The organism is Variovorax sp. ZS18.2.2, from assembly GCF_024701975.1.
In the GTDB taxonomy this organism is placed as follows: Bacteria; Pseudomonadota; Gammaproteobacteria; order Burkholderiales; family Burkholderiaceae_C; genus Variovorax.
The window spans coordinates 407,688-427,538 of sequence record NZ_JANLNM010000002.1; the positions used below are offsets into that span (position 1 = coordinate 407,688).

15 protein-coding genes are annotated in these 19,851 nt (G+C 66.5%); 12 read left to right on the forward strand and 3 right to left on the reverse strand.

Going from position 1 to position 19,851, the window contains the following annotated elements; translation table 11 throughout:
* Positions 1-5 precede the first annotated feature (5 nt).
* Entirely contained in the window at positions 6-1,469 is a 1,464-nt protein-coding gene (locus tag NU688_RS12420; protein ID WP_257860912.1) for a YncE family protein, read from the forward strand.
* A gap of 7 nt (positions 1,470-1,476) precedes the next feature.
* Here NU688_RS12420 and NU688_RS12425 read toward each other — a convergent pair whose 3' ends face one another.
* Complete coding sequence (locus NU688_RS12425) at positions 1,477-2,217, reverse strand: response regulator (protein ID WP_257860913.1); 741 nt, start codon at positions 2,215-2,217, stop codon at positions 1,477-1,479.
* A 189-nt stretch (positions 2,218-2,406) separates the two neighbouring features.
* Between NU688_RS12425 and NU688_RS12430 the strand changes: the two genes are divergently transcribed.
* The 3 genes from NU688_RS12430 (at position 2,407) to NU688_RS12440 (ending at position 6,602) form a co-directional block, all read left to right on the forward strand.
* Positions 2,407-2,733, forward strand: a complete 327-nt coding sequence (locus tag NU688_RS12430) for a hypothetical protein (protein ID WP_257860914.1) — start codon at positions 2,407-2,409, stop codon at positions 2,731-2,733.
* A gap of 8 nt (positions 2,734-2,741) precedes the next feature.
* Positions 2,742-5,261: an ATP-binding protein gene (locus NU688_RS12435; protein WP_257860915.1), complete on the forward strand. Its 2,520-nt coding sequence runs from the start codon at positions 2,742-2,744 to the stop codon at positions 5,259-5,261.
* A gap of 66 nt (positions 5,262-5,327) precedes the next feature.
* The gene (locus tag NU688_RS12440) at positions 5,328-6,602 is read left to right on the forward strand and encodes a cation:proton antiporter (RefSeq protein ID WP_257860916.1); all 1,275 of its coding nucleotides are present in this window, start codon (positions 5,328-5,330) and stop codon (positions 6,600-6,602) included.
* Positions 6,603-6,614: 12 nt separating this feature from the next.
* Here NU688_RS12440 and NU688_RS12445 read toward each other — a convergent pair whose 3' ends face one another.
* Both NU688_RS12445 and NU688_RS12450 read right to left on the reverse strand, forming a co-directional pair.
* A complete protein-coding gene (locus tag NU688_RS12445; protein WP_257860917.1) occupies positions 6,615-7,937 on the reverse strand; it encodes a heavy metal sensor histidine kinase in 1,323 nt (440 codons plus the stop codon).
* The gene (locus NU688_RS12450; RefSeq protein ID WP_176656377.1) at positions 7,934-8,611 is read right to left on the reverse strand and encodes a heavy metal response regulator transcription factor; all 678 of its coding nucleotides are present in this window, start codon (positions 8,609-8,611) and stop codon (positions 7,934-7,936) included. Before NU688_RS12450 ends, NU688_RS12445 begins: the two co-directional genes overlap by 4 nt.
* 160 nt (positions 8,612-8,771) lie before the next feature.
* Between NU688_RS12450 and NU688_RS12455 the strand changes: the two genes are divergently transcribed.
* The 8 genes from NU688_RS12455 to NU688_RS12490 all read left to right on the forward strand — a co-directional run bounded on the left by NU688_RS12455 (position 8,772) and on the right by NU688_RS12490 (position 19,743).
* Positions 8,772-9,146, forward strand: coding sequence for a hypothetical protein (locus NU688_RS12455; protein ID WP_257860918.1), 375 nt, complete (start codon positions 8,772-8,774; stop codon positions 9,144-9,146).
* Positions 9,147-9,241: 95 nt separating this feature from the next.
* Positions 9,242-10,591 carry a TolC family protein gene (locus NU688_RS12460; protein ID WP_257860919.1) on the forward strand — a complete coding sequence of 450 codons (1,350 nt, stop codon included), beginning with the start codon at positions 9,242-9,244 and terminating at the stop codon, positions 10,589-10,591.
* A gap of 17 nt (positions 10,592-10,608) precedes the next feature.
* Positions 10,609-12,000: an efflux RND transporter periplasmic adaptor subunit gene (locus NU688_RS12465; protein WP_257860920.1), complete on the forward strand. Its 1,392-nt coding sequence runs from the start codon at positions 10,609-10,611 to the stop codon at positions 11,998-12,000.
* Between the two features lie 9 nt (positions 12,001-12,009).
* Positions 12,010-15,231, forward strand: coding sequence for a CusA/CzcA family heavy metal efflux RND transporter (locus NU688_RS12470; protein ID WP_257860921.1), 3,222 nt, complete (start codon positions 12,010-12,012; stop codon positions 15,229-15,231).
* Entirely contained in the window at positions 15,221-16,129 is a 909-nt protein-coding gene (locus NU688_RS12475) for a cation diffusion facilitator family transporter (protein ID WP_257860922.1), read from the forward strand. The genes NU688_RS12470 and NU688_RS12475 overlap by 11 nt, the downstream gene beginning before the upstream one ends.
* 257 nt (positions 16,130-16,386) lie before the next feature.
* The gene (locus tag NU688_RS12480; RefSeq protein ID WP_257860923.1) at positions 16,387-18,009 is read left to right on the forward strand and encodes a glycosyltransferase family 4 protein; all 1,623 of its coding nucleotides are present in this window, start codon (positions 16,387-16,389) and stop codon (positions 18,007-18,009) included.
* Positions 18,002-18,703 (forward strand): hypothetical protein, encoded by a 702-nt coding sequence (locus tag NU688_RS12485; protein WP_257860924.1) that lies wholly within the window; start codon positions 18,002-18,004, stop codon positions 18,701-18,703. The genes NU688_RS12480 and NU688_RS12485 overlap by 8 nt, the downstream gene beginning before the upstream one ends.
* A complete protein-coding gene (locus NU688_RS12490; RefSeq protein WP_257860925.1) occupies positions 18,700-19,743 on the forward strand; it encodes a glycosyltransferase family 2 protein in 1,044 nt (347 codons plus the stop codon). The genes NU688_RS12485 and NU688_RS12490 overlap by 4 nt, the downstream gene beginning before the upstream one ends.
* Positions 19,744-19,851 lie beyond the last annotated feature (108 nt).

Sequence of the window (19,851 nt, forward strand, 5' to 3'; positions counted from 1 at the left end):
CACCCATGACCCCTATTCGCCACGCGGCCGCGCTGCTCTGCGCATCGCTCGCCCTCGCCACATCGTTGGCCCATGCGGGCCAGGCCCCCGGCGCCGCCGCGTCCGCCGATATTCCGGTGAGCCACCGCGACCGCATCTACGCCGCCGAACAGTTCTCCAACACCGTCTCGGTGACCGATCCGGCCGACCACAGGCTGCTGGGCGTGATCCGCCTGGGCGATCCGTCGCCCGGCAACTTCAGCCCGCTCTACAAGGGCCAGGTGCTGGTGCACGGCATGGGCTTCTCGCCCGACCACCGCACGCTGGCCATCGTGTCGATCGGTTCGAACTCGGTGACTTTCATCGACACCGCGACCAACGCCGTCAAGCACACCACCTACGTCGGCCGTTCGCCGCACGAGGCCTTCTTCACGCCCGACGGCAAGGAGGTGTGGGTCACGGTACGCGGCGAGAACTACGTGTCGGTGATCGATGCGAGCACTTTCGAGGAGAAGACCCGCATCGTCACGCCCGGCGGGCCCGGCATGCAGATCTTCTCGCCCGACGGCAAGTACGGCTACGTGTGTTCGTCGTTCAACCCCGAGACCGTGGTGATCGACACCGCGACGAAACAGATCGTCGGGCGCGTGAAGCAGGAGAGCCCGTTCTGCCCCAACATCGCGGCCACGCCCGATGGCAAGCAGGTGTGGTTCACCCTCAAGGACGTGGGCCGCACGATGGTGTTCGATGCGAAGCCGCCGTTCGCGGTCATCAAGTCGTTCGACACCGGGCCGATCACCAACCACGTCAACTTCGCTGCCACGAAGAAGGGCACGTTCGCCTACGTGACCATCGGCGGGCTCAACCAGGTGAAGGTGTTCCGCACCGACGATTTCTCGCAGGTCGCGACCATCCCGGTCGGGAAGCTGCCGCACGGCATCTGGCCTTCGGGCGACGGCTCGCGCATCTACGTGGGGCTGGAGAACGCCGATGCGCTCGCCGCCATCGACACCGCGACGAACAAGGTCGTGGGCGAAGTGCCCATCGGCCAGGCGCCGCAGGCGATTGCCTATGTGCCGAACGCGGTGCCGGAAGGCGACGGCATGCAGGGCTTGCAGCCGCTCGGCGTGGCGGGGCAGGCCGCGCACCTGACGCTCATGGCCGTGCAGGGCGACAAGGCGGGCGCGCCGACCAGCGTGACGCTGTTCGACCAGGGGCTCACGCAGGTGCTGCAGGCTTCCGCGACGGGGCTCGAACCGAAGTCGCCCTATGTGCTGGCGCTTGCAGAGCAGCCCGATGGCGGCGGCACGCTGCAGCCGCTGGCCAACTTCATGACCAACCCGGCGGGCTCGGCCATCGTGAACGCGATCGGGCCGATCCGGCAGATCGTGCAGTCGGATGCGGAGGCCTCGCGCCGCTACCTCGTGATCGCGCCGCAGGTGGCAGGCCAATTCGGCAAGCCGGTGCAAGTGCAGACGCAGGGCCTTTGAGGCCTCTTCAGTTCAGCGCGTCGACCTGCGTGTCGAACACGTAACCCGCACCGCGCTCGGTGCGGATGAACTGCGGCGTCGAGGCATCGACCTCGATCTTTCGCCGCAGGCGCAGGATCTGCACGTCGATCGACCGGTCGTACACCTCCGCGCCGTGCAGGCGCGAGAGTTCGAGCAGCTGGTCGCGCGAGAGCACGCGCTGCGGCGCCTCGCACAGCGCCAGCAGCAGGTTGAACTCGCCGTTGCTCAGCTCCACCCGCCGGCCGTCCGGCGCGGTAAGGCGGCGCACCAGCACGTTGAGCTCCCAGCCCGCGAAGCGATAGGCCCGGCGTTCGGTGCCGCCCTTGGCCGGCGCCGCGGCGGTGGCGTCGCGCTGCACCTGGTAGCGCCGCAGCACCGCGCGGATGCGCGCGAGCAGCTCGCGGTTGCTGAAGGGCTTGGTGATGTAGTCGTCGGCCGCGATTTCCAGGCCCATCACGCGGTCGGCCTCGTCGCGCTTGCCGGTCACGATGATGACGGGAATGGCGCTGGTCTCGCGCAGGTGGCGCGCCAGGTGCATGCCGTCTTCGCCGCCCAGGCGCAGGTCGAGCACCACCAGGTCGATGACCGATTCCGCGAGCGCCTTCTTCATCTCGGCACCCGAGACGGCGGTGGTCACGCGCAGCTCGTTCTCGGTGAGGTACTCGGCCATCAGTTCCCGGATGGCCGGATCGTCGTCGACGACAAGGATGTGGTGGCTGGCGCTCATGGAGGCGAAGGGTAATGCAACTTCGCTGCGCGCGGCGTACGGGCGGATTACAGATGAAATCCCCGCGCAGCCGCCGACATGAGGGCGGCATGTGCAGGAGCGCCAATGGAGCCCTGGCGGCAACCGACGCCGCCCGCACCGAACAGAGAGACCATGCCGACCGTCGTAGTGATCGAGGAAGATAGCGCCATGCGAACACTGATTTGCGAATGGCTGCTGGGCGAGGGCTACGCCGTGCAGGCGCTGCCCGCGCAAGGCACGTTCCACGACGGCGATGCGGACCTGGTGATCGTCGATGTGCCCGATCTGCGGGGCGGCGGCGTCGACACCGTGCGCGCCGTGCGGGCCGGCTACCCGCAGGCAGCGCTGATCGGCCTCTCGACCCGCCTGGGCCGCAGCCTGCACAGCGACTCGAACCCCGCCCGCGCCCTCGGCCTGCGCCGCCTCGTCGCCAAGCCCTGTGCGCGCGGCGAGCTGCTCCAGGCCGTGGCCGACACCATCGGCGCGGCCCACTGATTTCCTCCATGAAATCCGCCGACCGCCTTCGCCGCCGCATCGTTGCCGCCGGCGTGCTGCTGATCGCCGCGTGTATCGGCTCGGCGGGGTACGACGGCTGGCGGCTGCACCAGCAGATCATGCTGGCCAACGAGCGCGAGCTCGGCAATCTTGCCAAGGCGCTGGCCGAGCAGTCGCTGCGCAGCATGCAGGCGGTCGACGTGGTGCTGCGCGATACCGCGAGCTGGTATGGGGCTGCTCGTGGCGACTTCGGTCCCGGCGAGGTGTCGCCGGGCCTGACCTCCCGCACGGTCGGCGTGCCGCAAGTGAGCGTGCTGACCATCGTCGATGCCCACGGCATGCAGCGCCACCGCTCGCGCGACACGGGCGGGCCGCTGTCCGATGTGTCCGACCGGCCGTACTTCACCGCGCAGCGCGATTCGCGCGACACGGGGCTTTTCATCAGCGAGCCGATGAACACCCGCACCGAAGGCATGCCGGGGCTGGTGGTGTCGCGCCGCATCGACGGGCCGAACGGCGCATTCGCGGGTGTGGTCACCGCCATCGTCACGCTGCAGCACCTGGAGGGCATGTACTCGGCCATCCAGCTGGGCAAAGGCAGCTCGCTGCTGCTCACGCTGAGCGACGGCACGCTGGTGGTGCGCCAGCCGGGGCCCACCGATCCCGAGAAGAAGCTGAGTTTTCCCGAGCTCGCGGCGCTGAAGGAAGGCGGCAAGGTGGCGCGCGCCATCAACCCGATGGACGGCCGGCCCAAGCTGATCGCCGCGGTGGGCGTGGGCAAGCGGCCGCTGATCCTGGCCATCATGCGCGACGAGGAAGAGGCGCTGCGGCCCTGGTACGACGAGATGTGGAGCTCGGGCATCCGCACGGTGTTGCTGATCTTGCTGGTGGTGCTCACCATCGTCGGCCTGCTGCGCCAGTTGCGCCGGCAGGAGCGCGGCGAACTTGCGCTGCGCCAGAGCGAGGAGCGCTACGCCATGGCCATGGAGGCCGCGAACGAAGGCCATGCCGAATGGAACGTCGCAGAGGACACGGTGTTCGTCTCCGACAAATGGCGGGCGCTGCACGGCGTCGATGCGTCGGTGCCGCTGGGCACCTCGGCCGATGTGCTGCGCCATGTGCACCTGCATCCCGACGACGCGCCACACGCCAAGGCCGCCATCGACGACCACCTCGCCGGCCGCACGCACGCGGTCGAGCTCGAATACCGCGTGCGCCACGCCGGCGGCGACTGGCGCTGGATCCACGCGCGCGGCCGCTGCGTGCGCGACGAGGCCGGCGTGGCGCTGCGCCTCTTCGGCGCCGCCACCGACGTGAGCGACCGCAAGCTTGCCGAGGCCGACAAGGCCCGGCTCGAGGCGCGCCTGCAGCAGACGCAGCGGCTCGAGGCGCTGGGCACCTTGTCGGGTGGCATCGCGCACGACTTCAACAACATCCTGGGCGCCATCCTCGGTTTCGGCGAAATGGCGCAGCAGCAGGCCGAGGCCGGCAGCGCCATGCGCCGCCACATCGACCGCGTGATGCAGGCCGGCGCCCGTGCGCGCCTCCTGGTGCGGCGCATTCTCGATTTCAGCCGCAGCGGCATCGCCGAGCGCGTGCCGGTCAACATGCAGGCGCTGGTGGAAGAGGTGATCGCTATGCTCGTGCCCACGCTGCCGCCGGGCCTGCGCGTGGACGCGCGGCTGCAGTCCGGCAGCGCGGCCGTGGTGGGCGATGGCACCCAGCTCTACCAGGTGGTGATGAACCTCTGCACGAACGCCGTGCAGGCCATGGGGGAAGAAGGTGTGGTGAGTCTCAGGCTCGACCGCGTGGACATCACCGAGAAGCGCGCGCTACTGCACGGCGACATCGCCGCCGGTTCGTACGTGCGCCTCGATGTGGGCGACACCGGCCCGGGCATCCCGCCCGAGGTGCTGCAACGCATGTTCGACCCGTTCTTCACCACCAAGAAGGTGGGCGAAGGCACGGGGCTCGGTCTTTCGGTGGTGCATGGCATCGTGGCCGACATCGGCGGTGCGATCGACGTGGCAACCGGGAACGGCCAGCCGACCGTGGTCTCGGTGTGGCTGCCGGTGCTGCAAGGGCAGGCGGCGGAGGGCGGGCCGGAGCAGGCGCCGCTGGACACCGTGCCCGGCTGCCCGCGCGGCAACGGCGAGGTCGTGATGATCGTGGACGACGAGCAGCCGCTGCTCGAACTGGCCGAGGAACTGCTCGCGAGCCTGGGCTACGAGCCGGTGGGCTTCGGCACCAGCGAGCGCGCGCTGGCCGCCTTCGAGGCCGATCCGCAGCGCTTCGATGCGGTGCTCACCGACGAGATGCTGCCCGGCATGCCCGGCAGCGAGCTGGCCCGGTTGCTGCGGTCCAGGCGGCCGGCGCTGCCGGTGGCGCTGGTGAGCGGCAACGTCAATGTGGCGCTGGAACAGCGGGCACGCGATGCGGGCGTGGCGGCCGTGCTGCACAAGCCGCTGGGGCTGCAGGAGCTGGCCGAGTGCCTTGCGCGCATCCTGGCGGCGAGGCGCCCGGATTGAACCGGGCCCCGTGCGGCACTAACATCGGCGGCCACGCCCGGCTTACGCGCTCCGAACCCATCCCCCATGTCCGTCACCACCCTGCTGCTGCAACTCGTCGTCATCCTCACCACCGCGCGCATCTGCGGCTGGCTGCTGCGCTACCTGGGCCAGCCCAGCGTGGTGGGCGAAATGGCCGCGGGCCTGATGCTCGGGCCGGCCGTGATGGGCGCGCTCTTTCCTTCGCTGCATGCGCAGCTCTTCGCCAAGGACCTGCTGCAGGGTCTGTCTTCGCTGTCGACGGTGGGGCTGGTGCTGTTCATGTTCGTCGTCGGGCTGGAGCTGCGGTCCTCGCAGAACATGCGCTCGCAGATCAAGGCGGCCGGCGCCGTGGGCGTGCTCAGCGTGATCGTGCCGCTGGCGTTGGGCCTGGCGATCTCGCCGGCGCTGTATCCCACGCTCGCGCCGGCCGGCGTCGCGTTCTGGCCGTTTGCGCTCTTCATGGCGGCGGCGCTTTCCATCACCGCCTTCCCCGTCATGGCGCGCATCCTCAAGGACCGCGGCATGACGCGCACCTCCTTCGGCCAGCTGTCGCTCAGCGCCGCGGCGGTGGTCGACGTGTTCGCCTGGATCCTGCTGGCCTTCGTGGTGGCGCTGGTGGGTGCGGGCGAGGGCTATGCGGGCCTGGTCAAGATCACGGTCGGCGTGGTGGTGATGCTGGCCTTCCTGTTCTTCGGCCTGAAGCCGGCCTTTGCCTGGCTGCTGCGCGTGAAGGCGCCCGACGGCGAGCCCTCGACCACGGTGATGGCCTCGCTGATGATCGGCCTCCTGGTCACCGCGCTGCTCACCGAATGGCTGCACCTGCATGCGGTGTTCGGTGCCTTCCTGTTCGGCGCCTGCCTTCCGCGTGACGACCGCCTCCTGCGCTCGTTGAGCGAGCGCATCGAGCCCATTTCCATCGTCGTGCTGATGCCGCTCTTTTTCGCGCTCGCCGGGCTGGGCACCACCGCCAGCGCCTTCACCGGCGCGAGCCTGGGCGCGATGCTGCTGATCATCGGTGTCGCCACCGTCGGCAAGATCGCCGGTGGCGCGGCCGGCGCGCGCATGGCGGGCTACAGCTGGCGCGACAGCATGGCCACCGGCTCGCTGATGAATGCGCGTGGGTTGATGGAGCTGATCGTCATCAAGATCGGTTTCGACGTGGGCCTGATCGGCCCCGAGCTGTTCACGATGCTGCTGGTGATGGCGCTCGCCACCACCGCGATGACCGGGCCGCTGATGACGCTGTGCGTCGGCCGCAAGCCGAAGTCCGTCGCCGACGCGGCGGCCCCGGTCGAAGCCGAGGCGCACGCCAAGCCCTGAGCCGGGCTTGCTTCAGCCGTTGCGGCGCACCGTGAAGCCGATGCGCGTTTCGCCACCCTCGCTCGACGCGAACACGCGCCCGCCATGCATGCGCGCGATGGCCTCGACGATGGACAGGCCCAGCCCGTGGTGCCGCGTCGATCCGTCGCGGGCCTGCGCGGCGCGATAGAAGCGTTCGAACAGGCGGGGAAGGGCGGCCGGGTCGACCGGCTCCCCGCGGTTCACGACCGAGAGGACGAATTCGTCGCGGTCCTCTTTCAGCTCGATGCGGATGGCCGACGCCGGTGCGGCGAAGCGGATCGCATTGCCCAGGAGGTTGGAGAGCGCACGACGAACGAGCGAGGCGTCCACATCGGCCATCGCGTCGCCGGCCACTTCGGCCTTCAGCCCCGCCTCGTCGAGCATCGCGTCGTAGAAGTCGATCACGTCGCGCGCCTGCGCCGCGAGGCTCACGACGGCGCGCGAGCGCGTCGAGGTGCCGCGGTCGGCCTTCGAGAGAAACAGCATGTCGGTGACGATGCCCGAGAGCCGGCCGATCTCCTCGAGGTTGGAGGTCAGCACGCCCTGCAGTTCCTCGTTGGAGCGTTGCCGCGTGAGCGCGAGTTCGGTGGAGCCGATGAGGTTGGCGAGCGGCGTGCGCAGCTCGTGCGCCACGTCGGCGTTGAAGGATTCGAGCTGCACGTAGGCGCGCTGCACGCGCAGCAGCAGTGCGTTGAATTGCGTGATCCACGGCCGAAGCTCCTCTGCGAAAGCCAGTGCATCGATCGGCTGGTTGGCCTTGTCGGGCGCCATGGCCGCGGTGAGGTCGGCCAGCGCCTTCAGCGGACGCAGGCCACGCCGCACCAGCCACATGCCGGTGAGCGACACCAGCGCGGTGCCCAGCACCACGGCGCCGAGCAGCGTCCATGCGAGCCGTTCGAGCAGCCGCGCCTCCTGCGCCACGTTCACGCCGAGTTGCACCTGCAGGTTGGTGGTCAGGCCACCTTGCTGCCAGGGCACAGTCAGGTCGCGGCGCAGCCAGCGGCCACCGGCGGTCGGCCGCGACTCGAAGAGGCCTTTGCCCGCATGCGAGATCGACAGGCTCACGTCGTCCTGCATCGAGAAGAAGTCGTCGAGCTTGTGCCTGAGAAAGACGAGGTCGCCGCCTTTCTCGGCCTCCTTCAGCAGGTGCTCCACCAGCACCGCCTTCTGGCTGAGTTCATCCTCCTGCTTCTCGCCGAAGTTCCAGGCCGTCACGAGGTAGATGGCCAGGCAGATCACGCTGAGCCCGAACAGCGTCTGCGCGGCGAACCAGAGCGACAGGCGGCTCTGTATCGATTGCGGGCGGGGGCTCATGCCCAGGAGCGGTCTTCCAGCACGTAGCCCATGCCGCGAACGGTGTGCAGCAGCTTCACTTCGAACGGATCGTCGATCTTGCTGCGCAGGCGCCGGATGGCCACTTCCACCACGTTGGTGTCGCTGTCGAAGTTCATGTCCCACACCTGCTCGGCAAGCGTGGTGCGCGAGAGGATCTGGCCGCGCCGGCGCAGCAGCACCACGAGCAGGGTGAACTCCTTGGCCGTGAGGTCGAGCCGCACGCGGTTGCGAAACACCTTGCGGCTCGCCATGTCGAGTTCCAGGTCGGCAAGGCGCAACACGGTCGAGTCTTGCGCCTTGCCGCGCCGCAGGAGCGCCTGCACGCGGGCCAGCAGCTCGGAGAAGGAGAAGGGCTTGACGAGGTAGTCGTCAGCGCCTTGCTGCAGACCCTGCACGCGGTCTTCGACCTTGTCGCGCGCGGTGAGTACCAGCACGGGCACATTCTTCGTGCGGCGTATCGCCTGGAGCACCGCGAAGCCGTCGATGCCGGGCAGCATCACGTCGAGCAGGACCAGTGCGTACTCTCCCTCGGTGGCGAGGTATCGGCCTTCGATGCCATCGCGGGCGATGTCGACGACGTACCCGTTTTCCTCCAGCCCTTTTTTGAGGTAATCGCCCAGTTTGGGCTCGTCTTCGATGACAAGAATGCGCATCGCGAGATCGTACCCAATACCTCTCAAAACACTGGTTACCATTTAGTAATCCTATTGACAGACAAAGCCGCACCCCGGCGTCATACATTGCGCCGGGCCCTCGAACCGCAGGGCTTTTCGGAGCGGGGTGTCACACCCCCCTCGATATACTTTTTGGCTCATGCGTCGCTGGCTCCTCATCTTTCTGCTGTTCCTGCTTCCGTTCCAGCTCAGCTGGGCGGCGTCGGCGGCGTATTGCCAGCACGAGCGCGACACGCAGCCCGAGCACTGGGGCCACCACCAGGACGAGCCCAACAGCACCGACCGCACGCACAACACCGACGGCGCGAAGCAGGACACCGGCACGCAGCCGAACGGCGCGGTCGGCCACTGCATCGTCAGCCACTTCGGCGCTGCGCAGCACGTGGACATGGCGACCGGCGATGCCGTCGGCGCGCTGCAACTGCTTCAAGTGCTGCACGCTCGAACGGAAGAGCGTTTCGTTTCCCATGTCTCCGAAGTCCCCGTGCGCCCCGCACGGACTCTCGCCCTCTGATTCGGCGAGAGAACACCACCCACCACTGATCCCTTTCATCAGCTGAGCTCTCGCCGAATTCGTCCGTCCGTTGTTTCGCAACCCAGGAGAATTCGATGCGCACGCTCTTCGTGCCGCTGGCCGTGTTGGCCTTGGCGGTACCCCCGGCTTATTCACAGCAGTCACAAACACCGCAGTCAGAGGCGGTTGCCGGCTCCCAGTCTTCCTCGTCCCGCCTGGCCGCCAGAACGCTGGAGCCCGCGGGTCCGCTGACCCTTCGCAGCGCCGTCGCGATGGTGCTGCAGTCCAACCCCAGCCTGTCCGCAGCCTCGCGCGAGCAGGAGGCCACCGAGGGCGCCATCGTCCAGGCCGGCGCCTGGCCCAACCCCGTGCTCGGTGCACAGCTGGAAGACCTGCGGCGCGACAACCGCACCACCACGCTGCAACTGAGCCAGCCCATCGAGCTGGGCGGCAAGCGCGCGGCCCGCGTGACGGCCGCCGAACGCGCGCGTGACCAGGCCGCCTCGGCGCTGGTGGCGCGCCGCTCGGATTTGCGGGCCTCGACCGTCACCCTGTTCTTCGAGGTGCTGACCGCACAGGAGCGCCTGCGGCTCGCGCAGGATTCCGTCGGCCTCGCGCAGATCGCGACGAAGGCGGCCGCCAACCGCGTCACGGCCGGCAAGGTTTCGCCGCTGGAGGAAACCCGCTCGCGCGTGGCCGAGGCGGGCGTGCGCGTCGAGCTGCTGCAGGCCGAGGGCACGCTGCGCTCCGCCCGCCAGCAGTTGGCCGCGCTCTGGGGCAACCCGGCGCCGCGCTTCACGCAGGTGGAGGGCGCAGTCGATCAGTTGCCGACGCTCGCCTCGGCACAGGACGTCGAAGGCCGGTTCTTCGCAGCGCCCGTGCTGCGGCAGGCACGGCTCGAAGTCGAACGGCGCGAGGCGCTCTCCAGCCTGGAGCGGGCCAAGCGCATTCCCGACATCACCGTGTCGCTCGGCGCCAAGCGCGTGCCCGCGTCCACCGACGCCGAAGGGGCGAGCAGCCGCCGCAACCAGGTCGTCGTCGGCCTCTCGGTGCCGCTGCCGATCTTCGACACCAACCGCGGCAACCTTGCCGAAGCCCTGAGCCGCGAAGAAAAAGCGCGCGACGACCTCGCCGCTGCCGAGCTGCAACTGGGCGCCGACGTGGCGCAGGCCACCGAGCGCCTGCGCTCCGCACGCGCCACCGCCGAGACGCTGCAGCGCGATGCGCTCCCGGGCGCCGAGACCGCCTACAAGGCCGCGACCAAGGGCTTCGAGCTGGGCAAGTTCAGCTTTCTCGAAGCGCTCGATGCACAGCGCACGCTGTTCCAGGTGCGCAACCAGTACCTCGTTGCGCTGGCCGATGCGCACCGCGCGGCCGGCGAACTCGACCGCCTGCTCGGCACCGACGGCGAAGAAACCCTGCACGCGACGCCCGTCGCACGCTGACACGGACACCCAAGATCATGAACACCCAAGAAGAACGCAAGACTTTCACCGAGCGCACCAGCAAGAAGCAGTGGATGGCCGTCGTGGCCATCCTGGTCCTGGGCTTCGCGGCGGGGGCGCTGATCCTGCGCACCGACCCGGCCAAGCCCCAGGCGGCGGGCCATTCCGAGGCCGGCGGGCATGCCGACGGCGAGCACCACGAGGAAGGAAAAGCCGAGGGCAAGGACCACGACCACGGTCATGAAGAGGCCAAGGGCCATGGCGACAAGGAGCACCACGGCGAGGAGGCGGCCAAGGAGAAGGTGGCTTCCGCCGAAGCAACGGCCGGGTCGAAAGCGCCCGAATCGAAAGCGACCGAATCGGCGGCGCACAAGGAAGACGAGGAAACGATCCCCTTCACCGACGAGCAGGTCAAGGCCGCCGGCATGGCGATCGAAAGCGCCGGCCCCGCGCGCATCAAGACATCGCTGCAACTGCCCGGCGAGATCAAGTTCAACGAAGACCGCACGGCCCATGTGGTGCCGCGCGTGGCGGGCGTGGTCGACAGCGTGTCGGCCAACCTCGGCCAGGAAGTCAAGCGCGGCCAGGTGCTCGCGGTGCTGTCGAGCCCGGGGCTTTCGGAGCAGCGCAGCGCGCTGCAATCGGCGCAGCGCCGGCTGGAACTGGCCCGCACCACCTATGAGCGCGAGAAGAAACTGTGGGAAGAAAAGATCTCGCCCCAGCAGGACTACCTGCAGGCCCAGCAGGCGATGCAGGAGGCACAGATCGCCGTGGCCAACGCCAACCAGAAGCTGCTGGCGCTGGGCGCCACGCCGGGTTCGGCCGCACTCGGCCGCTACGAGCTGCGCGCGCCCTTCGACGGCATGGTGGTCGAGAAGCACATCTCGCTCGGCGAATCGGTGGGAGAAGCCGTCAACGTCTTCACCATCTCCGACCTCTCGACCGTGTGGGCCGAGATCAGCGTGGCGGCCAACAACCTGAACCTGGTGCGCATCGGCGAGCCGGTGACCATCCGCTCCAGCGCCTTCGACCAGACTGCCAGCGGCACCGTGTCGTACGTGGGCTCGCTCATTGGCGCGCAGACGCGCACGGCCACGGCGCGCGTCACGCTGACCAATCCGCAGCGCGTGTGGCGCCCGGGCCTGTTCGTGAACGTGGAGCTGGTGTCGTCCGAGGCGGACGCGCCCGTCACCGTGGCGGCCGAGGCAGTGCAGACGGTGGAAGAAAAACCCACCGTCTTCCTCAAGGTGCCCGGCGGTTTCATGCCGCAGCACGTGCAGACCGGCCGCAGCGACGGCAAGCGCATCGAGATCGTGGGCGGCCTGAAGCCCGGCGCGGCCTATGCCGCGAGCGGCAGCTTCGTCATCAAGTCGCAGCAGGGCAAGAGCTCTGCCACGCACACCCACTGAGGACGCCGCATGTTCGAACGCATCATCGGCTTCTCCATCGCGCAGCGCTGGCTCGTCCTGCTCGCCGTGCTCGGCATGGCCGCGCTCGGCGTCTTCAGCTACCAGAAGCTGCCCATCGACGCGGTGCCCGACATCACCAACGTGCAGGTGCAGATCAACACCTCCGCGCCCGGCTACTCGCCGCTCGAAGCCGAGCAGCGCGTGACCTACCCCATCGAGACGGTGATGGCGGGCCTGCCGGGCCTGCAGCAGACCCGCTCGCTCTCGCGCTACGGGCTCTCGCAGGTGACGGTGATCTTCGAGGACGGCACCGACATCTACTTCGCGCGGCAGCTCGTGAACGAGCGCATCCAGTCGGCGCGCGAGAGCATGCCCAGCGGCATCTCGCCGGTGATCGGGCCGATCTCCACGGGCCTCGGCGAGATCTATCTCTGGACCGTGGAGGCGGAAGAGGGCGCGAAGAAGCCCGACGGCAAGCCCTACACGCCCACGGACCTGCGCGAGATCCAGGACTGGATCATCAAGCCGCAACTGCGCAACGTGAAGGGCGTGACCGAGATCAACTCCATCGGCGGCTACGACAAGGAATACCAGATCGCGCCCGACCCCGCGAAGCTCCTGGCGCACGGCCTCACGATGACCGACCTGGTCACCGCGCTGGAGCGCAACAACGCCAACGTGGGCGCGGGCTACATCGAGAAGCGCGGCGAGCAGTACCTCATTCGCGCGCCGGGGCAGGTGAAGTCGGTGGAAGACATCGGCAACGTGATCCTCGGCAACGCAGGCGGCATTCCGCTGCGCGTGCAGGACGTGGCCGAGGTCGGCATCGGCCAGGAGCTGCGCACGGGCGCGGCCACCGACAACGGCCGCGAGGTGGTGCTGGGCACCGTCTTCATGCTGATCGGCGAGAACAGCCGCACCGTCTCGCAAGCGGTCGACAAGAAGATGCAGGAGGTCAACCGCACGCTGCCCGCGGGCGTGAAGGCGGTGACGGTGTACGACCGCACGGTGCTGGTCGACAAGGCCATCGCGACGGTGAAGAAGAACCTGTTCGAGGGCGCGGTGCTGGTCATCGCGATCCTGTTTCTCTTCTTGGGCAACATCCGCGCGGCGCTCATCACCGCGCTGGTGATTCCGCTGTCGATGCTCTTCACCTTCACCGGCATGGTGAACCAGAAGGTCAGCGCCAACCTCATGAGCCTGGGCGCGCTGGACTTCGGGATCATCATCGACGGGGCGGTGGTGATCGTGGAGAACTGCGTGCGAAGGCTCGCGCATGCGCAAGCAAAGCACGGCCGGCCGCTCACGCGCAGCGAGCGCTTTCACGAAGTGTTCGCCGCCTCGCAGGAGGCGCGGCGCCCGCTGCTGTTCGGCCAGCTGATCATCATGATCGTGTACCTGCCGATCTTTGCGCTCACGGGCGTGGAGGGGAAGCTCTTCCACCCGATGGCCTTCACCGTGGTGATTGCGCTGGTGGGCGCGATGATCCTGTCGATCACCTTCATCCCCGCGGCCGTGGCGCTGTTCATCGGCAACAAGGTCAGCGAGAAGGAAAACCGCTTGATGGTCTGGGCCAAGCGCGGCTACGAGCCGCTGCTCGCACGCGTGATGATGGCCAAGCCGGTGGTCATCACCACGGCCGTGGTGGCGGTGCTGCTCTCGGGCCTGCTGGCGACGCGGCTGGGCACCGAGTTCGTGCCCAGCCTGAGCGAGGGCGACTTCGCGATCCAGGCGCTGCGCATCCCGGGCACGAGCCTCACGCAATCGGTCGAGATGCAAAAGCAGCTCGAACGCACGCTGAAGGCGAAATTCCCGGAGATCGAGCGCGTGTTCGCACGCACCGGCACGGCCGAGATCGCATCGGACCCGATGCCGCCGAACATCTCCGACGGCTACATCATGTTGAAGCCCGAGAGCGAGTGGCCCACGCCGAGGCGCACGCGCGCCGAGTTGCTGACGGCGGTGCAGGAAGAGGTCGAGAAGCTGCCGGGCAACAACTACGAGTTCTCGCAGCCGATCCAGTTGCGCTTCAACGAGCTGATCTCCGGCGTGCGCAGCGACGTGGCGGTGAAGATCTTCGGCGACGACATGGCGGTACTCGACAAGACGGCGGCTGAAGTGTCGAAGGTGCTCACCGGCATCGCCGGCGCGGCCGAGGTGAAGGTCGAGCAGACCACGGGCCTGCCGATGCTCACGGTGAACATCGACCGCCAGAAGACCGCACGCTACGGCCTCAACGTCGGCGACGTGCAGGACGCGATTTCCATCGCGGTCGGCGGCCGCGAGGCGGGCACGCTGTTCGACGGCGACCGGCGTTTCGACATCCTCGTGCGCCTGCCCGAGAACCTGCGCACCGACCTGGAGGCGATCAAGCGGCTGCCGGTCGCGCTGCCGAAGGGCGCCGGCGCCGAGGGATTGCGCACCAGCTTCATCCCGCTCGGCGAAGTCGCCACGCTGGAGCTCGCGCCCGGCCCGAACCAGGTGAGCCGCGAGAACGGCAAGCGCCGCATCGTGGTGAGCGCCAACGTGCGCGGCCGCGACCTCGGCTCCTTCGTGGCCGAAGCCGAAGAGGCGATGCGCCAGGTGACCATTCCCACCGGCTACTGGACCGTGTGGGGCGGCCAGTACGAGAACCTCGCCTCGGCCACGCAGCGGCTGCAGGTGGTGGTGCCGGTGTCGCTGCTCCTGGTGTTCACGCTGCTGTTCGCGATGTTCGGCAACCTGAAGGACGGTTTGCTGGTGTTCACCGGCATCCCGTTCGCGCTCACCGGCGGCATCGTGGCGCTGTGGCTGCGCGGCATTCCGCTGTCGATCTCGGCGGCGGTGGGCTTCATCGCGCTCTCGGGCGTGGCGGTGCTCAACGGGCTGGTGATGATCTCGTTCATCCGCAACCTGCGGGAAGGCGGGCTGCCGCTGGACGCGGCGATCCGCGAAGGCGCGCTCACCCGCCTGCGGCCGGTGCTGATGACGGCGCTGGTGGCGTCGCTGGGCTTCGTGCCGATGGCGATTGCCACCGGCACCGGCGCCGAGGTGCAGCGGCCGCTGGCGACGGTGGTGATCGGCGGTATCCTGTCCTCGACCGCGCTGACGCTGCTGGTGCTTCCGCTGCTCTATCGCATCGCCCACCGGCGCGACGAAGACGAGGAACTGCAAGACGCCCGAGAGCGGCGCCACGGCGCACCGCTCGATCCTTCTCCAGGTTCTCAAGGAGTGATGCCCCATGGCACATGAACATGCCCACGCGGTGGGCGGCAACGAGAAGGCGCTGCGCTGGGCCTTGCTGCTGACCTCGCTCTACCTCGTGGCCGAGGTGGTGGGCGGGCTGGTGTCGGGCAGTCTCGCGCTGCTTTCCGATGCAGCCCACATGTTCACCGACACGGTGGCGCTGGCGATCTCGCTGGCCGCCATCTGGATCGGCAAGCGGCCGGCCGACAAGCGGCGCACCTTCGGCTACTACCGCTTCGAGATCCTCGCGGCCGTGCTCAACGCGGTGCTGCTGTTCTTCGTGGCGATCTATGTGCTGTACGAGGCTTACAGGCGCATCTCGGCGCCGGCGGAGATCCAGTCGACCATGATGCTGCTGGTGGCCGTGGGCGGGCTGGTCGTCAACCTCATCGGCATGCGCTTGCTGGCGAGCGGCAAGGACAAGAGCCTGAACGTGAAGGGCGCGTACCTGGAGGTGTGGGCCGACATGCTGGGCTCGGTCGGCGTGATCGTCGGTGCGCTGGTGATCCGCTTCACCGGGTGGGCGTGGGTCGATTCGGTGATTGCGGTGGCCATCGGGCTGTGGGTCTTGCCGCGCACCTGGCGGTTGCTGCGCGAGAGCCTGAATGTGCTGCTCGAAGGGGTGCCTGACGAAGTGGATCTGCCTTCTGTCGAAAGTGCGCTGCTGGGCAGCGAGGGCGTCGCCAGCCTGCACGACCTGCATGTGTGGGCGCTCTCCAGCGGCAAGGTGAGCCTGAGCGTGCATGTGGTGTGTACGCCTGAAGTGGGCGACATGGCGCCGCTGATGCTGCAACTGCGCACGCTGCTGGCGGAGAAATTCGACATCCATCATTCGACCGTGCAGGTCGAGCGTGTGCCGTGTCAGCAGGCGGCGGAGAGCCATGGGTTCGGGCCATCGCGCTGAACTTTGATTTAAGTAAATTTCTCTTGAAATGTGAAATATTCCATGTGATTTATAAAAACTTGGTTGTGAAGTTGAAGGTGTTGGTTCAATGAAAGTTTTAGAAAATATTTGAATTGTTAACTATCTTTGTTTTGTTGGATATTTTTGACTTTCATGAAACCATTGTTAATTCTTCGTTGAAAATCTAAATTTCCTCTGTATCCAAATGAATTAAACTCTGTTACGGCATCATTAAAATTAATGCGGAACAGGGAAAGATGAACTTTCGTGCGGAAGAGAAGTTGGCCGCCGCTGGGAAGGTGGTTTCGGTCCGCCTCCCATCGGCAAATTCGGTCGTAACTCCCCAGGGGGGCCAGATTCGCGAGGCGGTTCTCCATCGGGAAATCGCCTATTTGCTTCAAGAGCGTGCGACGTTTCATGCGCAATTGAGCGCGCTGCGCGAAGAGGTTGAATCGTCCCGGTTGCAGCAGGCACATCTGCAAACGGCAAAGTCGGTTGAGGTCGAACACCTGTGGCGCGAATTGAAGTATCGCGAGCACGTGATCTCTGTTATCTATGCGTCCAGGTCATGGCGCATCGCCGGGATGGGCCGGGGTATTGCAAATCTGGCCCGACGAATACTTGGCAAAAAGGTGGGCGTACCTCCTGTGTTTGCTTCGCAATCTCCCTCTTTGGGTGCATTCGAAGTGCAGCCCATCGTCGAGGTCGCACCGCCTGTGCAAACACCAGCGCTGGAGCGTCGCCCCAAGCTGGGTAGACAGATGTTGGTCGTTTCGGATTTCCTTCCTCTCTACGACCAGCAGGCTGGTGGTTTGCGCCTCAAGACACTGATCGGCCTGATGGGCGAGGCGGGCTGGTCCATCGTTTTCGCCTCAGTAACGGAGCGCGCGCATTTGCCGGGGGTTCTGGCGACGCCGGAGGGGAAGAAGCGCTACGAGGATGTGCTCGGTGGCATCGGCGTGAATCGCTTTCTTTATGGCCTCCCAGAACTCGATGCCTACCTGGTGGGCATGGGGCGAGACCTTGACTGGGCCTTTTTGTCGTTTCCCTCGATCGTGGATCTTGTGATGCCAATGGTTCGCACGCGCTGCCCAGTTGCGCGCATCGCCTACGACATGGTGGACTTCCATGGGGTGCGCATGGCACGCGAGGCCACTCTGTTTGGCGATGCCGGACTGATGGAAAAGGCTGATCGCCAAAGGGATATCGAAGTGGCGTGCGCCAAAGCCGCGGACGTCACATTGGCCATCAACGAAGACGAAAAGCAGGTGCTGCTGTCGTTGGCGCCCGAGGCCGTTGTCGATGTCATCCCTCTCGTTTTCGAGGTGCCTGAGAACGCGCCGCCAGACCTCAGTAGCCGTGAGGGCCTGCTCTTCGTAGGCGGTTTCTGGCACAGGCCGAATGGAGATGCCATCTGCTGGTTCGTTGAACGCGTGTGGCCGCTCGTACGCCGCGCGGAGCCGCATGCGGTTCTCCGCATTGCAGGCAGTAACCCGACCGATGAAGTTCTTGCTCTGGGGGCGCAGCCGGGCGTCGAAGTTCTCGGTTTCGTTTCGGACATTGCTGCCGAACTGGACCGGCATCGCATCTCCATTGCGCCGCTGCGCTGGGGCGCAGGGGCCAAGGGCAAGGTGGGCCAGGCGTTGATGCACGGGTTGCCGGTTGTCGCCACAACGGTCGGGGCGGAAGGCATGTCGCTGCAGGATGGCACGCACATATTGGTTGCGGACGACGAAGAGGCGTTCGCAGCCTGCGTGATCCAGCTCCTGCGCGACGATGCCTTGTGGTCGAGGCTTTCGGCCAATGCCCGCAAGCACATGGAGAATTCGTTCTCGACGGCGGTGATCAAGAAGCTGCTGATGGAGGCGCTGGATGGCTAACGTCTTGGTTGCCGGGGTCTACATGGCGGACAAGCCAAACACCGCTGCGCATCTTGTGCATCAGCTGGCCGGCAGTGCGCAGCACAACGTTTGCCAGCGCTGGATTGCCTTGGCCCCGGGAGGTGCTGGTCGGTTCGATCTGCCCTGTACCTACAAGGTGGTGACGGCCCCTGCGCCGAAATTCTCTCTGCTTGATCAGCTGACCGAAGATGCGCTCGATTTTGATTGGGTGCTGCTCTGCGATGACGACGTCGAGGTGGGGCCGGGCTTTCTCGATGCGCTGATCCGTCTGTCGGACAAGCATGACTTCGCACTGTCTCAGCCGGCGCGGACTTCGGACAGCTTTACCGATCACCCCATCGTTCAAGTGATTCCCGGGGTAGCTGCCCGGCGGACACGGTTCGTTGAAATCGGGCCTGTGGTCTGCATCCGCAGGGATGCTTGCAAGCTGTTGCTGCCATTTGGGCCTGAGGTCGGGATGGGATGGGGGCTCGATTTCGTCTGGCCCGTCAAGCTGGAGCACCGAGGGCTGCGCATGGGCATCCTGGACGCTACCCCTATCGCCCATCGAATTCGCCGTCCCGCCGGTGGCTACGACACTCGCACGGCGCATCTGAGCATGTCGGATTTGCTTGCAAGGCACCCCCACCTGGACAAGAACGAGGCATTCACCGTGTTGGAGGTTCACACGTGACGCTGGAAATATCCGCACTGTTGACTACACGCAATCGCGCTCATTTGCTGCCGATGGTTCTGGCCGCGCTCGCGCGGCAGACGCTTGATCAAAACCGCTTCGAGGTGATTGCCATCGACGACGGATCCACGGACACGACCCCGCAGGTGCTGGACGCGTGGAAGGACAGGCTGCCTCTGCGGATTGTTCGCCCCAATCACGCAGGGCTCGCAGCCGCGAAGAACCTCGGGGTGTTCATGGCGCGGGCACCACTCGTGGTCTTCCTGGACGACGACGACGTCGCGGATCCCGATCTCCTGACAGCGCACCTGGCCGCGCACATCGCGAATCCCGACCTGGCGGTTGCGATACTGGGCCGCACGCGTCTTGCCCCCGAGGTGGCGGCATCCCCTCTGATGCACCACGTGACGGAGGTTGGCTGCCAGCTGTTTTCCTATGGCTGGATGAAACCAGGGCAGCAACTCAGTCATACCGAGTTCTGGGGAGGACGCAGCTCCTGCAAGCGGGAGTTGTTGGTCCAGCACGGCGTGTTTCGCCCGGAGTTTCACTTTGGATGCGAGGACATCGAGTTGGGCTGGCGACTTGCCGCACGGGGATTGCGCGTGATCTACGAGCCTCGTGCACTCACGACGATGATCCGCTCACTGAGTCTGGAACAATTTTGCGACCGCTCCTATCGCCAAGGGCTTTCGCAACGGGTGTTCGCGAGTTTCTACGATGATCCGAAAGTCCATGCCTATTGCGAGATCGATGCGGCAAAGGACGGATGGGCACAAGGACGAACTCGGTACGCCGCTCACCTTCGTTGGACCCGCCAGCTCGAACACCTGGTGGTGACTCGAAAAGCGGCCGGGATGTCTATCGCGCCCTTGTTGCGAGAAACGCTCGATCAGGCATATCGCGAGGCCTTCTTTCTGTCGCGCGCCAAAGGCATCGTCGACATGAGCAAGCGTATGGCGAGCAGTCTGCCGCTTCCGGCAGTCGCAAGCTATCGATCCATTTTCGAGTTCGGGTTGCCCAGCGTGCCGGTATCTGCCTGACGCCCTTGCTTTTCCGGCTGCTCTGTTGCGGCACACAGCGGAAACTTCCTTTGAAAAAAAGTCAAGAAAATCCCAATGCTCTCAGGGCACTTCGGTACGAGCTTCAAG